Origin of the sequence: Mucilaginibacter ginsenosidivorax (assembly GCF_007971525.1) — a bacterium.
Classification (GTDB): domain Bacteria; phylum Bacteroidota; class Bacteroidia; order Sphingobacteriales; family Sphingobacteriaceae; genus Mucilaginibacter; species Mucilaginibacter ginsenosidivorax.
The window spans coordinates 2550622-2565251 of record NZ_CP042437.1 but is presented as its reverse complement, the minus strand read 5'-3'; the positions used below and the strand labels follow the sequence as shown (position 1 = coordinate 2565251).

The 14630-nt window shown below is 45.2% G+C and carries 10 protein-coding genes; 6 read left to right on the top strand and 4 right to left on the bottom strand.

All coding sequences use genetic code 11. The features are described 5' to 3' along the window. Nucleotides 1-10: 10 nt before the first annotated feature. The gene (locus FSB76_RS10595; protein WP_147053547.1) at nucleotides 11-3331 is read right to left on the bottom strand and encodes a SusC/RagA family TonB-linked outer membrane protein; all 3321 of its coding nucleotides are present in this window, start codon (nucleotides 3329-3331) and stop codon (nucleotides 11-13) included. A 379-nt stretch (nucleotides 3332-3710) separates the two neighbouring features. Here FSB76_RS10595 and FSB76_RS32835 point away from each other — a divergent pair, with 379 nt between their 5' ends. From FSB76_RS32835 to FSB76_RS10575, 5 genes are all read left to right on the top strand, one after another. Beyond that, on the top strand, nucleotides 3711-3854 hold the full coding sequence (locus FSB76_RS32835) for a DUF6728 family protein (protein WP_317131370.1): 144 nt from the start codon (nucleotides 3711-3713) through the stop codon (nucleotides 3852-3854). Further along, nucleotides 3851-4228, top strand: a complete 378-nt coding sequence (locus FSB76_RS10590; RefSeq protein ID WP_147053546.1) for a RidA family protein — start codon at nucleotides 3851-3853, stop codon at nucleotides 4226-4228. The genes FSB76_RS32835 and FSB76_RS10590 overlap by 4 nt, the downstream gene beginning before the upstream one ends. A gap of 352 nt (nucleotides 4229-4580) precedes the next feature. After that, nucleotides 4581-6683 (top strand): ATP-dependent DNA helicase RecG, encoded by a 2103-nt coding sequence (recG, locus tag FSB76_RS10585; protein ID WP_147053545.1) that lies wholly within the window; start codon nucleotides 4581-4583, stop codon nucleotides 6681-6683. Between the two features lie 138 nt (nucleotides 6684-6821). Further along, on the top strand, nucleotides 6822-8207 hold the full coding sequence (locus FSB76_RS10580; RefSeq protein ID WP_147053544.1) for a M20/M25/M40 family metallo-hydrolase: 1386 nt from the start codon (nucleotides 6822-6824) through the stop codon (nucleotides 8205-8207). A gap of 342 nt (nucleotides 8208-8549) precedes the next feature. After that, entirely contained in the window at nucleotides 8550-9875 is a 1326-nt protein-coding gene (locus FSB76_RS10575; RefSeq protein ID WP_225976479.1) for an MFS transporter, read from the top strand. Nucleotides 9876-10110: 235 nt separating this feature from the next. Here FSB76_RS10575 and FSB76_RS10570 read toward each other — a convergent pair whose 3' ends face one another. Further along, a complete protein-coding gene (locus FSB76_RS10570) occupies nucleotides 10111-11058 on the bottom strand; it encodes a tryptophan 2,3-dioxygenase family protein (protein WP_147053543.1) in 948 nt (315 codons plus the stop codon). Nucleotides 11059-11255: 197 nt separating this feature from the next. Here FSB76_RS10570 and FSB76_RS10565 point away from each other — a divergent pair, with 197 nt between their 5' ends. Beyond that, nucleotides 11256-11720 (top strand): universal stress protein, encoded by a 465-nt coding sequence (locus tag FSB76_RS10565; RefSeq protein ID WP_147053542.1) that lies wholly within the window; start codon nucleotides 11256-11258, stop codon nucleotides 11718-11720. A 298-nt stretch (nucleotides 11721-12018) separates the two neighbouring features. Here FSB76_RS10565 and FSB76_RS10560 read toward each other — a convergent pair whose 3' ends face one another. Both FSB76_RS10560 and FSB76_RS10555 read right to left on the bottom strand, forming a co-directional pair. Beyond that, nucleotides 12019-13308 (bottom strand): HAD-IB family phosphatase, encoded by a 1290-nt coding sequence (locus tag FSB76_RS10560; RefSeq protein ID WP_090641689.1) that lies wholly within the window; start codon nucleotides 13306-13308, stop codon nucleotides 12019-12021. Nucleotides 13309-13577: 269 nt separating this feature from the next. Beyond that, nucleotides 13578-14564, bottom strand: a complete 987-nt coding sequence (locus FSB76_RS10555; protein ID WP_147053541.1) for an acyltransferase family protein — start codon at nucleotides 14562-14564, stop codon at nucleotides 13578-13580. Between the last annotated feature and the right edge of the window lie 66 nt (nucleotides 14565-14630).

The window sequence follows — 14630 nt, the reverse complement described above, 5'->3', positions numbered from 1 at the left end:
TTTTTTTAAATTAAAAAGTCACGTTTGCGCCAAGGGTGAGGTAGCGGTAAAAAGGGTACCTTTCGTTGCCTGATACTGTCCTGGTAACTTCCGGGTCCCAGCCGTCATGTATATAGGTTTTTTCCCACAGGTCGCTGCCCGAAAAGTAAATCCGCAGGCCTTTTATGGCATGCGTGTGTGCCAGCAGGCTTTTAGGTATGGTATAACCAAGCACTACGTTTTTAAGGCGTACATAGGCGCCGTTTTGCACACGCCAGGTTGATGGCTGGTAGTTATAGTTGTTAATACCGTTGTTTTGTGCCGAATGCAGGTTGGGATAATAAGCATCCGGATTTTCTGGCGACCACACATTACCCAGGTAAGATGTTGTTTGACCCTGGAAAATAGACAGGAAAGGAACGCTGAAGTTTGCTGATGACCCGGTACGCAACACGGCCCGTTTGCCTACTCCCTGGAAAATGGAGTAAAAATCAAACCCATTCCACTGCAAACCAAGGTTAAGCCCATAACTGTACCTTGGGTTATCCGATCCCAGGTAAACAAGGTCGCCCTTATCGGCAGTGGTGCCTCCTATACTCAGTTTACCATCGCCATTAACATCCACAAACTTATTATCGCCGGGGCGCAGGCCGCTCATCTGGCCGGCAGGGTTAGCAAGCGCCGATGGTATGGGTAAGCCTATGTTGTTGGTGCTCCCGGCAGGCGCGTATTGTGCGTTATAAGCATCAACTTCGGCCTGTGTTTGCAGCTTGCCTCCATATTTTAAGCCGAAGTACGATCCAAGAGGATACCCCTCAACGGTTGCGTTATAACCTGGTGCAATAACATTTGCCCCGCCAAAATGAACCAGCTTGTTTTGGTTATCGGTAATTGTACCGCTAACCGAGTAGGTTAGCTTGCCAATGTTTGACCGCCAGGTAAGGCTACCCTCATACCCCCAGGTATGCAATGTACCAATGTTTTGTGTTGGTGCGCTGGCGCCAAGTACACCCGGATACAGCTGGTTAAGCAGCATATTATTATTTTCATTCCGGTAGATGTCAAATGAGCCCGAAAGGTGGTCGTTTAAAATGGCGAAATCCAATGCCAGGTTCTTTTTAACTACGGTTTCCCAGGTCCGGTTAAGCGAAACCAGGCTGCCGGTGGTAGTTACCGAGGTTGCCAGGTTATTGCCCAATAACGCGCCGCCCGTATTTACGTTAAGCGATTGTAAGTAATCATACAAGCCGATGCCGCTTTGGCTGCCGGTGGTTCCGTAACTTGCCCGCAGCTTAAGGGTTGAGAAGATGTTGAGGTTTTTTACAAATGACTCTTCGGATATAAGCCATGAACCCAACACCGAGCCAAATATTTTCCATCTTTTATCGGCAATAAACTTTGACGAGCCATCATAGCGGCCCTGCACCTCCAGGTTATATTTACTGTTGTAGGTATATGTAGCCCGGCCGAAGTATGACCCCAGCGCATAATGATTCTGGGTTTCGCCATTGGTTACAAAGCCGGCGGTGCCGCTGGTAACACCGGTTCCTAATGATGGGATATCGTCGCTGCCCAGGTTGTAGGTACGTGTGGTAAAATAATTGTACTCATCGCGCTCGTATGAGCTTCCAAGCATTACCCCAACGGCGTGTATCTTGTTAAACACGTTATCGTACGATACCCTGCCCGCCAGGTTATAATAAGGCTCGGTAATGTTGCTGCGGTTATAAAACGTATTGCTGCCGCCGTTGCCGCCGTTTATCGGGTTGGTTTGTATTAACAGGTTACCGGCATAGTTGTAAAACTGAACCTGCTTTTGCTGTATCCTGCTATCCTGGTACCATACGTGGTAGCCTGTTACCGCAGTAAATGTAAGGTGTTTGGCAAAATTGTAGGTAAAGGTTGAATTGAGCAAAGCCCTGCTGTTCGATTCCTTGTTATCGCCGCCATATTTAAGCAGTGCAGGCGCGCTGTAAACCGTTCCCCAGGCATAAGGCTGCCCTTTTGAAGTAAAAGCGGGCAGGCCGGGCTGGGCGTAGTTACTTAGCGCGCTGTAACCGCCGTAGCTATATAATGTAGGCTGCTGTATATTATTCCTTTCGAGGGATATATTGGTTTCCAGGTTTACCCTGTCGCTAAATTTATAGCTGTGATTTAAGCGGAGGTTGTAACGCTGGTTTCCGTTGAGGCCCCATTTTAGCTGGCTGCCGTCGTTAAGGTAACCTAATGATACCCGGTAGCCGCTACGGTCGCCCGAGCCCGAAAAGCTTAGGTCCTGCTGGGTTGATGTAGCGTTGCCCCACAACATTTTTTGCATGTTGGTATCAAAAAAGGTAAAGTCCTTAACATCGCCAAATGATGGCAGCGGGGTGCCATTATATAAAACACCATTGGCCGAACCGGCATAGCCCGGTAACCTGGTGATATCGATATAAAGTGAATCAGGCGGATGGGTGGCCAGGTCGGCCAGTTGGTACCAAAGATAGTTGGTAGGAGCCACGCCATAGTTATCGTTTGTTAAGGCCTCTTTTAAGCTTTGGCCCCACTGCCGGTCATTAATCAAAATAGGCTGAAGGCCAAGTCTTTTTTGGGAAATAGTAGAAAGGTACTGTACATCCATTTTACCCGATTTGGCTTTTTTGGTAGTGATAAGCACTACACCAAAGGCAGCGCGCGCACCGTAAATAGATGCGGCGGCATCTTTCAGGAAAGATATATTGTCAATATCATTCGGGTTTATGGAGTTTAGCTCGGCATTGTTAACCAGTGCTACACCATCCAGCACAATAAGCGGATCCTGGGTGTTGGTTGATGTGGCCCCGCGGATCTGGAAGTTCCAGTTTTCGCGGCCGGGCTGGGCCGATGTGCGGGTAACCACCACACCCGGAACCTGGCCCTGTAAGGATTCGAGCGGGTTATTGATAGGCCCCCTGTCCTGGAAAACCTTTGATGATACGGTGGCAACCGCTCCGGAAACAGTAGCCCGTTTTTGCTGGCCATAGCCTACTACAACCACCTCTTCCAGCCCCTTGTTTGATGGCGTAAGTTTGATGATCATCGGCTTATCAAAATCGGCGGCTACAGTAACCGATGTATAGCCAATGCTCTTAAACTGCAGCGATGTATTTGCTGCAACGGTAATTTTGAAAGTGCCGTTTAAATCGGCTGCTACCCCGTTTGATGTGCCTACAGCCAGCACGGTAGCCCCTATAACGGCCTCGCCGGTGCTGGCGTCAATAATTTTACCGGTAACGGCCTTGTTTTGGGCCGATGCTGTTGCTGCGCAGGCAATTAACAGAAGTACAGCAAACAGCCGTAGTATCCGGTGTTTTGTTTGGTAAAAAACATTCATAAAGTGTTGGTTTTAATGTTCATAATTTTAATTTGTATTGGATTTCAGTTGTTTAATTATTGGTTTATTTAGTGCCCCCGGGCAGGTAATTAGTATGGTAAAGACATTAAAAGAGGAGTGGGATACTCATTTTTGGAGCACTTTTTTTAAATGTATTGAGTGGACTACTTCGCTCTCGCGAGGTTAGCATAGCGTAACTCGTGAGTAATCGGGTGTAAGCTTCCAGCTTACGTATCCATATCCGCTTAGCGCGGGGGCAGCTGAAAGCTGCAAACATGATACCCACGAGCTGAAAGCTCGCGGGAGCGGTGGGGCAAATCAAAAGCCCTCTCCTTTGGAGAGGGTTGGGTGAGGCTCTTTTTTTTACTAAGTTTGTATTATGTATTTCTTTAGAAAAAAAGATCCCAACAGGCCTACCAGTTTTAACCTGCGGGCCATGCATATTATCAATGCAATTGCCATAACTATGTTTTTAGCGGGCATCATCTACAAGCTTATACAAGTGTTCATACTTAAAAAATGATGGAAATAATAAACACCAATAACGCGCCTGCACCTATCGGGCCGTACAGCCAGGCAACCGTTGCCGGTAATTTTGTATTTGTATCTGGCCAGATACCTCTTAACCCCGCCACCGGCGAACTGGTTACCAGCGGTATTAAAGATGAAGCCGTTTTAGTAATGGAAAACATTAAAGCCATTTTAACCGAAGCAGGCATCGGCTTTGCCAACGTGGTAAAAACCAGCATATTTTTAACCGACCTGGGTAATTTTGGCCAGGTAAACGAAGTATACGGCACCTATTTTACATCAAGCTTCCCTGCCCGCGAAACGGTACAGGTATCGGCCTTGCCAAAAGGCGTTAATGTAGAGATATCGGTTATTGCGGTAAAATAAAGCCTCAAGCCCCACCCAACCCTCCCCTGAAGGGGAGGGCTTTTGAATAAAAATACGCGTCATTGCGAGTGACTACCGGGTGATCTGGAAAAACAGTAATGACGTTTGTGAAATAGCATTTATAAAACCCGTCATTGCGAGGTACGAAGCAATCCCGAACTATGTGGGACTTAGCAAATCGAGGATTGCTTCGTACCTCGCAATGACGGATATTCGATATTGATAGTATAGGTGGAACTTAGCAAATCGGGGATTGCTTCGCGCCTTATAACAAAATCAACTAACGGTTTAAAAAACACGCTAATAAAAAGTCTCCCCTTCAGGGGAGATTTAGAGGGGCTGCAGCTTTCCTATGGATCCTTTTCAAACACCACTTACATACTTAAAAGGCGCGGGCCAAACCCGGGCCGAGGTGTTGAAAAAAGAATTGGCTATTGCCACTTTTGAGGATTTGCTGCGCCATTTCCCTTTTCGGTATATCGACCGGACAAAATTTTACAAGGTAAAAGATATTAACCCCGATTTGCCTTATGTGCAGGTTTTGGCCCGCGTTATCAGCAAGCAAATTGTTGGCGAAAAGCACACTAAGCGACTGGTAGTGCAAACCCGTGATGATACCGGCACGCTGGAACTGGTTTGGTTTAAAGGCATCAACTGGATAGATAAAACCATTGTGCCCGGCACCGTATACATTGTGTTTGGTAAAGCAGGCTCCTTTAACGGGCAGGCGCAAATGGCGCATCCCGAAATGGAAATCTACTCGCCTGCTAATATGCAGCGGCAGGGCAACGCCACCCTGCAGCCGGTTTACAACTCTACCGAAAAACTTAAACAGTTTCAGTTGGATAGCAAGGGCATTCAAAAACTTACCGCTACTTTACTGGGTTTGCATGCTAAGGATATTAAGGAGAATTTGCCGCTATATATTATCCAGCATTTTAAACTCCTGGGCCGGGCCGATGCTTATCGCAATATCCATTTCCCGGCCGATGCCAATTTGCTGAACGAGGCTTTGCACCGGCTTAAGTTTGAAGAATTGTTTTTGCTGCAGCTTAAACTCCTGCGCAATAAAATGCTGCATACCCAAAAGTTTAAGGGGAATATATTCGGCACTGTAGGTCATTACTTTAACGATTTTTATCACCATAAACTACCTTTCCAGCTAACCACGCCGCAAAAGCGGGTGTTAAAGGAAATAAGGCAGGATACCCAGCGCGGCGTACAAATGAACCGCCTGCTGCAAGGCGATGTAGGCAGCGGCAAAACCGTTGTGGCCCTGATGGCCATGCTGATAGCTGTTGATAACGGCTTCCAGACCTGTATTATGGCGCCAACCGAAATATTGGCCAGTCAGCACTACCAAACCATCAGCACTTTGGTTGGCGATGGTTTTATCGAGGTGGCCCTGCTCACCGGATCGACCAAACAAAAAGACCGCAGGGTGCTGCACCAGAAACTGGAGAGCGGCGAAATGAAGATACTGATTGGTACCCACGCGCTGATAGAAGACAAAGTGCAATTTAAAAACCTGGGTTTTGTGATAATTGATGAGCAGCACCGTTTTGGGGTTGAGCAAAGGGCGAGACTTTGGCGTAAAAACGTCGTGCCGCCCCATATCCTGGTGATGACGGCAACCCCCATCCCCCGCACCCTGGCCATGACCCTGTACGGCGACCTGGATGTATCGGTAATAGACGAGCTGCCCGCCGGCCGTAAGCCCATCCAAACACTGCATTTTTTTGATAACCAGCGCCTGCGGGTATTTGGTTTTATGAAAAAAGAAATTGCCCTTGGCCGGCAAATTTATATTGTGTACCCGCTGATTAAAGAAAGCGAAAAACTCGACCTTAAAAACCTGGAGGAGGGCATCGAAATTATCTCGCGCGAGTTTCCATTGCCTGAGTATAAGATCAGCATTGTACATGGCAAATTAAAACCTGCCGATAAAGAATTTGAGATGCAGCGCTTCATCAAAGGGCAAACTCAAATTATGGTGGCCACCACCGTGATAGAGGTTGGGGTTAACGTACCCAATGCCTCGGTAATGATTATTGAAAATGCCGAACGTTTTGGCCTGTCGCAACTGCACCAGCTGCGCGGTAGGGTAGGGCGCGGGGCCGAGCAATCGTACTGTATTTTAATGAGCAGCCACAAGCTAAGCCACGATGGCAAAATCCGGCTGAATACCATGGTGAAAACCAATAACGGTTTCGAGATCTCGGAGATCGACCTGCAGCTGCGCGGCCCCGGCAACCTGGATGGTACCCAACAAAGCGGCGTGCTCGACCTGAAGGTTGCCAACCTGGCTACCGACCAGGAGTTGTTGTTTAAGGCCCGCAAAACGGTGGAGCAGATCTTCACCAAAGACCCCCAGTTGGCCCTGCCCGAAAACCAGGTGCTGCACCATGCCTTCGAAACAAAAAATGCCGGTTTAAGCTGGGATAAAATTTCCTGAGGCTTTCATTATTGCCGCAAAATATTAAATTTGTTTCCGACTGACTTTGCTATAAAATAAACTTGTGAAAAAGTTGAAATTTTTTACTCAAAATTTGAAGTTTATCGCACATTATTATCCATTCTTTGAACATTTTTAATGAAAAAAACATTTACCCTATTATGCGCCGCCATGCTGTCGGCCACCTTTGTCCACGCCCAGCAGGACTCCCTCATGATCCGCAAAATTTACGACGAAGCCCTTGTAAACGGCAAAAGTTATGAAAGCCTGCGTTACCTGTGCAAAAACATAGGCCAGCGTATCAGCGGCTCGGCCAACGCCCAAAAAGCGGTGGAGTGGAGCAAGAAATTGATGGAAAGCTACGGCTTCGATAAGGTTTATTTACAGGAGGTTATGGTGCCGCACTGGGTGCGCGGAGCCAAAGAAACCGCTTTTATTATTGATGGTAAAAACCGTATCCCGGTGCCTATTGCCGCCCTGGGCATGACAGTTGCTACCCCCAAAGAAGGAATTACTGCCAATGTTATTGAAGTACAGAGCCTTAAAGAACTGGAAACTCTTGGCGAGGCGGCTATTAAAGGTAAAATTGTATTCTTCAACCGCCCTTTCGATCCCCGGTTTATTGAAACAGGCCGTGCCTACGGAACCGCTGGCGATCAGCGCTTTATGGGGCCTGCCGCCGCTGCCAAATATGGCGCGGTAGGTGTTATAGTCCGCTCACTGACCGAGTCACTGGATGATTATCCACATACCGGCGCAACGTTGGTTGATAAGGATGGTAAAAATATCCCGGCCGCGGCAATCTCTACCAAAGCGGCTAACAAGCTGAGTGCCATGCTTAAAATGCGCAAATTTCCGGCAGCTAAATTTTATTTTAAACAAAGCTGCCAGTTGTTGCCAGATGTATTATCCTACAACGTAGTTGGTGAACTGACTGGTACAGCGCATCCTAATAAGTTCATCACCGTAGGCGGCCACCTTGATTCATGGGATTTGGCCGAAGGTGCGCATGACGACGGTACCGGTGTAATGCAATCGGCCGAGGTGCTGCGGGTGCTTAAGGCGGTAGGCTATCACCCTAAAAATTCAATTCGCGCCGTATTTTTCATGAACGAAGAAAATGGGGATAAAGGTGGTATTAAATACGCCGAACTTGCTGCCCAAAATAAGGAAGAACATATTGCTGCCATAGAAACTGACGAGGGCGGATTTACGCCGCGCGGTTTCAGCTTTTCGGATGTATCTAAGGATTTTATAGCCAAAGTGAACAGCAACTGGAAGGCCCTGCTTGAGCCATATGAAGTTGATCAGTTAACTATCGGCGGTGCCGGTGCAGACATTGAACCAATGAAAAAAACGGTGCCCGGTGTAGTGTTAATTGGCTTCAGGCCCGATTCACAGCGCTATTTTGATGTGCATCACACACCTAACGATGTTTTTGAAAACGTAAACAAACGCGAACTTGAATTAGGTGATGCCGGCATGGCAGCACTTATTTACCTGATTGATCAGCACGGATTTTAACACGATTTTCAGGATTTTACAGGATTGACAGGATTTTTTTTGATTTGCAACCGCCGGTGTCTTCGCTGGCGGCTTTTTGCATTAAGGATAGGAGCGGATACCGGCCAAATGTGATTAAGGCCTGCGCAGTATAAGCGTATAGCCTGACCCGAGGAACGAGGGTAATGCCCATATATAAATTTTGAAAATAAGGAGATGTTTTCTGGTATGGTCTGCGGGCAATCATGCGGTTTTTAGGTAAATAGTGTGCACATCTACTATTTGCGCATCAAAAAAATCCTGAAAATCCTGTTAAATCCTGAAAATCGTGTCGTAAATTTGCACTTCATCTAAAACAACCCTGTGACTGAAGAAGGCGATAGTACACCCCAGAAAATAGATTCGTTTGCTGCATTGCGATATAAAGACTTCAGGTCATACATCGGCATGCGCTTTTGTTTCACCTTTGCATATTCAATGCAGGCCGTGGTTATCGGCTTTTACATGTACCAGATTACCCATAGTGCGTTTGCATTAGGTTTAATAGGTTTATGCGAGGCCATCCCGGCTATAAGCATTGCGCTGTACGGGGGCTATATTGCCGATAAATCTGAAAAGCGTAAAATGCTTTTGCTGATATTCAGCGGCGTTATACTTACATCATTGGTGATGTTTACGGTTACGCTTAAAAGTATGAGCGGCATTATCCATGTAGGATGGATTATTCCGATAATTTATGTGATGATATTTTGTAATGGCATTGCCCGTGCATTTTACGGCCCGGCTACTTTTACTATTTACGCGCATAGCATCCCTAAGGAAGTGTACCCTAATGGCAGCACCTGGAGCAGCTCCAGCTGGCAGGTAGCGTCAATCATTGGCCCGGCCGCCGGTGGGTTAATCTATGGCTATTCGGATAAGTTTTTTGGTATAAGCGGCATCACTGCAACATTTGGCTGCATTATTTTTTTCCTAGTTGTATCGTTGGTGTTGGTTGCGCTGTTGCGAAAATATCCGCCTGTATTTGTGCCGAAGGAAAATATCTGGAAAAGCCTTTCGGCAGGAATTGAATTTGTATTTGGGAATAAAATGATGATCGGCGCCATGAGTCTTGATCTGTTCTCGGTATTTTTTGGTGGTGCTGTGGCTTTGCTGCCGGTTTTTGCCAACGAAATTTTGAAAGTAGGGGCCGAGGGATTGGGCATTATGCGGGCAACATCGTCATTAGGCGCGGTTTTAACCATGTTGGTAATGACCCGGTTTTCGCCTATGGGTAAGCCATGGCGCAATTTATTGATAGCGGTAACCGGTTTTGGGTTATCAATTATATGCTTTGGCTTGTCTAAAAGCTTCTACTTATCGCTGTTTTTTATATTTACCGAAGGCGCGTTTGACAGCGTTAGCGTAATTATCCGCGGTACAATTATGCAGTTGTTAACGCCCGATCATATGCGTGGCCGGGTATCGGCGGTAAACCAGATGTTTATAGGTTCATCAAACGAAATTGGCGCTTTTGAATCAGGTACGGCAGCCAGGTTAATGGGTACTGTGCCCTCTGTGCTTTTTGGCGGTAGTATGACGATGCTTATTGTTGGGATAACCTACCTGAAAACCAAAAGGCTTGTGCCGCTGTCACTAAGCCAAATTCAACCGCCGGAGGTGGCTGAAGAAGAAATCATCGCCAAATAAGTCTCCCTTTCAGGGAAGGCTCGATGCTATTAAGTGAAGCGCATTCAACCCCGTAGGGGTATAACATTTGTAGAGAAAATAGAAAAATAATGCTCCGTGCCGTAGGTACGGAACTTATGTAGCGTACCTACGGCACGCAAAATGTTAAATTACAAGTTACTACAAATATTTTGCTCCGATGGAGCAACCTGTCAACTCTTTAACCTAATAGCATTCAGGGGAGATTTAGAGGGGCTTACCCCAGCACGCTATCCACCCAGGCTTTACCCCAGTTTTCCACTTCATCGGCACTCCAGAGTGATGGATAAAAAATACGTTTCTGAAAGCGCGGAGGCAGGTATTTTTGCCAGTTGGTACCGCCGGTGGCTTTTATTTCCTCGGGTTCGCGGTTAAGGTAACGCACAGCCGATTTGTAGTGCGATAGCGGCCAGTTTACGTTTACATTTACATCCAGCTGGCGCAATTCGGCTTTTAACTCAGGTGTAAGCCGGCCTTCGGCCTCAAATTTTAAAGCCAGTGTGTTAAAATTATAGCCAACATTTGCCTTTCCCAGCTCAATAAATGTTTTGGCGTACTTTTTTTCGAACTGTTTAAGCGTTAATGTTTTTTTACCGGTTGATAGCTCGGTAGCGCCAAACTTCCAGTACAGGTATTCAAATTGCTCGTCAATTGTGGCCGTACGTAATTCCTCGCGTTTATCCTTGGCTACCAGGTTAATAAAATCGGTAGCGTATATCTCGATCATCCTGTACTGGCCCGATTGAAAACCGCTGGCGGGAAGTAACGACATCCTGAACTTCAGGAACTGCTCTTTTTCCATCCCATCAACCATAATCTCAAACGATTGGGTTAGCGCGCCAAAATACCTGTTAATGCGCTTTAAACGTGCAGTAAAAAAATCAACAGTTAAGGGTTGGGCCGCAGCTATCTGTTGGCACTCATGCAATGCCAGCTTAAAATATAATTCGGTTATCTGGTGATAGATGATAAAGATCTCTTCGTCGGGAAAGGGCGTTTTAGGGCTTTGCAGGCTCAATAACGTATCCAGATGTATGTAATCCCAGTAGGTTAAAAAATCGGCGTATAGCAGCCCGTCAAGATAGGAGTTCATATCCTGGCCCATGGCTTCGTATTTTTCCTGTAACTGCGCCAGGCGCCCTTCAATTTCTGGAGAGAATTGCATAATCAAAGGTAGCAAAAATGGGATGAGGTTAAACAAGGCAGCCCGCATCAAAAATTAAAACATTTTTTGATGCGGGCTGTCTTATGTCTGAATCAGAATTGACAGAATTAATGGATTTTCAGAATTTAAAAAATGAAAACGTGTAAATTTATTCTGTTCATTCTTAAATTCTGATTCAGACAATAACCTTAAACATCATGAAAATCAGTAAAATATTAATAGGTATTGATGATAGCACTTACGCGCATAATGCTGCGGCGTATGGGTTTGATATTGCACATACTTATAATGCCGCGGTGGGCCTGGTACATATTATCGAGCCGACTGTTTTTCCGCAAACGCCTAATGATAGTTTAATTGGTATGCCGGAAACTATGGGGATAGATCAGGTTGAGTTAATTGATATACAATCAAAGCAATCTTTATCAGTAATTGAAAGTATTAAAAAAGAATATGCGGGTGAGCTTGAGGTTACCTCGTTTACCGATTTTAATATTACTGCCGATGGTATACTTAGCTGCGCTAAAGAATTTAACGCCGACCTGATTGTATTAGGCACGCATAGCCGCACCGGGCTTGATCGTTTCCTGATGGGCAGCGTAGCCGAAAACGTAGTAAGGCATTCAACTATCCCGGTATTGGTTGTCCCTTTTATTGCTTAAGCAGGTTCGGGGTTCGTGTTGCGAGGGGCGGGTAAGCACCGCCCGGTATTTTAAGAGGCTCTCTAAATTTGATTTAGATTATTTATGTATCACTTAAAATCATTGCCGTTGACTTTAGTCAACGGAATAATTGAAAGGCGAGTGGCTTTAGCCAAAGTCCGCTTGAATAATTTGGCTAAAGCCAGCAATTATAATTTTTTACCGTTGACTTTAGTCAACGGCAATGAATAATTTCCGTTTTTAGGCAGATTCTAAGACTTCAAAAACACGAACCAGGCAACAGGAACCGGGCAACCGATTAGTATAGTAGCCTGAATTTAATAGTATGCTCAATCGCCTTCAACTCGTTGAGTACCTGGGTATCGTAGCCCGTATTTACGTCGGTAATAACATAACCTATTTGTGGGTTGGTAACCAGGAACTCGCCAACAATATTGATGTTGTGGCGGGCAAATACATCGTTTATTTTGGCCAGGATGCCGGGCACATTTTTGTGAATGTGAATTAAGCGGTGTGCATTGTTAACCCTTGGCGGCTGTAAATCTGGAAAATTGCAGCTGGTATGCGTTTTGCCCTCGTTCATGAAAGCCAATACCCTTTTTGGCAAAAAATCGCTGTTATGCGGGTTATGCCTCGGATCGTCAAATATAATAATGCCGTTTTCGGTGGCTGTTTCGGCAAGTTTGTTATTGCACTTGCCAAAAATACCTATCACTTTTAACCGGCCTGAATTTTGTACCTGCTCGGGCGTTGGCTGGTGGTCTTCATCACAAAATAAAACACCTGCTTCTTCTAAATATTTATCTTCAATCTCATCCCGGTTGCGAATGTTGTACCCTTCTTTTTTCATTTGAGCCTGTGCCTCTTCATCAATTGCGCCAACTACCAGGCATTTGATGCGGTTTTTGGGATATGATATGGCGCGGGGTAATTTGTTCAGGTACAGGAATTCGTCAAAGCTTGGGGTAACGTGGTCGGCCTTTTCGGTTACAGATTTACGCTCAATGTTTTCGGTAAAAGCATAGAATTTCTTGATCATGCCCGATTCCTTCAGCTGAAAATCGGAGTAACCATCGCCTATGCCATAAATATCGCCGGGCAGCTGCAGTTCTTTAAGCAACTTAACTTTACCCCCTTCTTGCGACAGGGGGTTGGTGCGGTCATAACCTATAATATTACCTTCGTCGTCAAACTCGAAAGTATTGGCGTAGATGTTTTCTTTTTTAATATGATACTCGGTAACTACTGGCGTAATAAACTCTTTAAAACCGCCGGATACGATCAAAACCTCGTCCTGGTGATTTTTAAAAAAGATGGTGTTGCGCGAGAATGAGGTAGATACCTTTTTTTTAAGATGGCTGATGAGTTGCTTTAAATGATCGCGATTGGCACATAATAATTTAACCCTTGCTTCTAAACTTTGGGTAAAGGACAGCCTGCCTTCCATCGAGGCATTGGTTAAATCTTCTATCTGTTTGTAAATACCCTCGCGGTCGGGATGATTTTTGAGGGATATGCGGGCCAGTTCGTCAAGGGCCTCAACCTGTGTAAACGTGCTGTCGAAATCAATAATAAAGTACTGCTCCATCTTGGGTGCAAATGTGCAAATTTTTTTGGTTCATTAGTTCATTGGTTTATTAGTTCATTAGTCATATATTGTGGCATTATTAAATTAGATTATATGGAATTATTATCCCCATCAATGGGACTGACAGTATGGAGTATCATCAATGTAGCGATTTTCATCCTGATTGTATGGGTGGTTTTAAGGCTGATCAAGGCTTATGGAAAAAAACACAGTATCAAAAAAATATAACCGGGTCAACTTAATCTAACCCATCAACCACTCACCACAACTCACTTCCCAAACCGCTTGCCATATTTAATAGCAGGCAATTCAATATACCGGTGCATTAGCCTGGAAAGAAACACCAGGAATATCAATATCACCACATCAAAAAGAATATTTAAAGTAACATTGGTTTGTATCGCGGTGGTTTTTAAATGCCCTAACAAATAGATGCCGATGGGCACGTGTACCAGGTAAAGCGAATAGGAAATATCGCCATAGCGGCTAAGCAAATTGCTTTTTAGCGGTTTAAAGTGGTTGATAACAATAAGCCCCCCGGTAATTAAGCAAAGTACAATGTAAATATAGGATTGATGGGTTGCGTAAAAATCAACCGCTGAAAAGGCCAATAAGGCAATATTAAACCATTTATAGGCAGGCTGATGCAGTAACTGGTATATGGCTACACCAAGGCTAAACAATGGCCACAGGTTTAAAAAGAACAATGGTCCCGATTCAAACCGGGGTAAAACAATACTCAACAGCGTAACCCCTGTTAAAGCAATTACAAAATATTGTTTTTTAAAAAAGGCGCAGGCAAATACCGCCAGGTAAAAAAACACCTCGTACGATAGCGTCCAATACACCCAGTTGATCGTTTTTATATCGGTTATGGGCGTTGTGGTAAGCGTAATTGTGGCTAATATGCCCGCAATACTTTTAGGAAGCACTGCTACGGAATTTACATGGGTTATCACCTTGAGTAATAAAACTATAACTGCGGTAGTAACCAGGCTAAACCAATAGGGCGGGAAAATGCGGAAGAAACGCCTTACCATAAATTCGGTTGGTTTTTTGGCGTGGTGCAAGGCTATAAGTATGCAGTAACCGCTTATGATAAAAAATATGGGTACCCCCAGGTGCCCGTATTTACAAAAATCGCGGTACCAGTTGTCAATCGGTTTTATAGGCTGGTTAAGATGGAAAAAAACTACCCATGAAGCTGCCAGTATCCTCAGCAAATCTATCAGGTGGTTTCTTTTATCGGGTTGCATGTAAAAAATGAATGGGCAAGGTAATGATATTGATATAAATAAATATGCTGGTTAGCTTCAATATGC

What these genes read in the sequence shown, in the direction of transcription:
- recG (WP_147053545.1), top strand. Translation starts at nt 4,581, where the DNA reads ATGGATCCTTTTCAAACACCACTTACATACTTAAAAGGCGCGGGCCAA.
- FSB76_RS32835 (WP_317131370.1), top strand. Translation starts at nt 3,711, where the DNA reads ATGTATTTCTTTAGAAAAAAAGATCCCAACAGGCCTACCAGTTTTAAC.
- FSB76_RS10580 (WP_147053544.1), top strand. Translation starts at nt 6,822, where the DNA reads ATGAAAAAAACATTTACCCTATTATGCGCCGCCATGCTGTCGGCCACC.
- FSB76_RS10555 (WP_147053541.1), bottom strand. Translation starts at nt 14,564, where the DNA reads ATGCAACCCGATAAAAGAAACCACCTGATAGATTTGCTGAGGATACTG.
- FSB76_RS10570 (WP_147053543.1), bottom strand. Translation starts at nt 11,058, where the DNA reads ATGCAATTCTCTCCAGAAATTGAAGGGCGCCTGGCGCAGTTACAGGAA.
- FSB76_RS10565 (WP_147053542.1), top strand. Translation starts at nt 11,256, where the DNA reads ATGAAAATCAGTAAAATATTAATAGGTATTGATGATAGCACTTACGCG.
- FSB76_RS10590 (WP_147053546.1), top strand. Translation starts at nt 3,851, where the DNA reads ATGATGGAAATAATAAACACCAATAACGCGCCTGCACCTATCGGGCCG.
- FSB76_RS10595 (WP_147053547.1), bottom strand. Translation starts at nt 3,331, where the DNA reads ATGAATGTTTTTTACCAAACAAAACACCGGATACTACGGCTGTTTGCT.
- FSB76_RS10560 (WP_090641689.1), bottom strand. Translation starts at nt 13,308, where the DNA reads ATGGAGCAGTACTTTATTATTGATTTCGACAGCACGTTTACACAGGTT.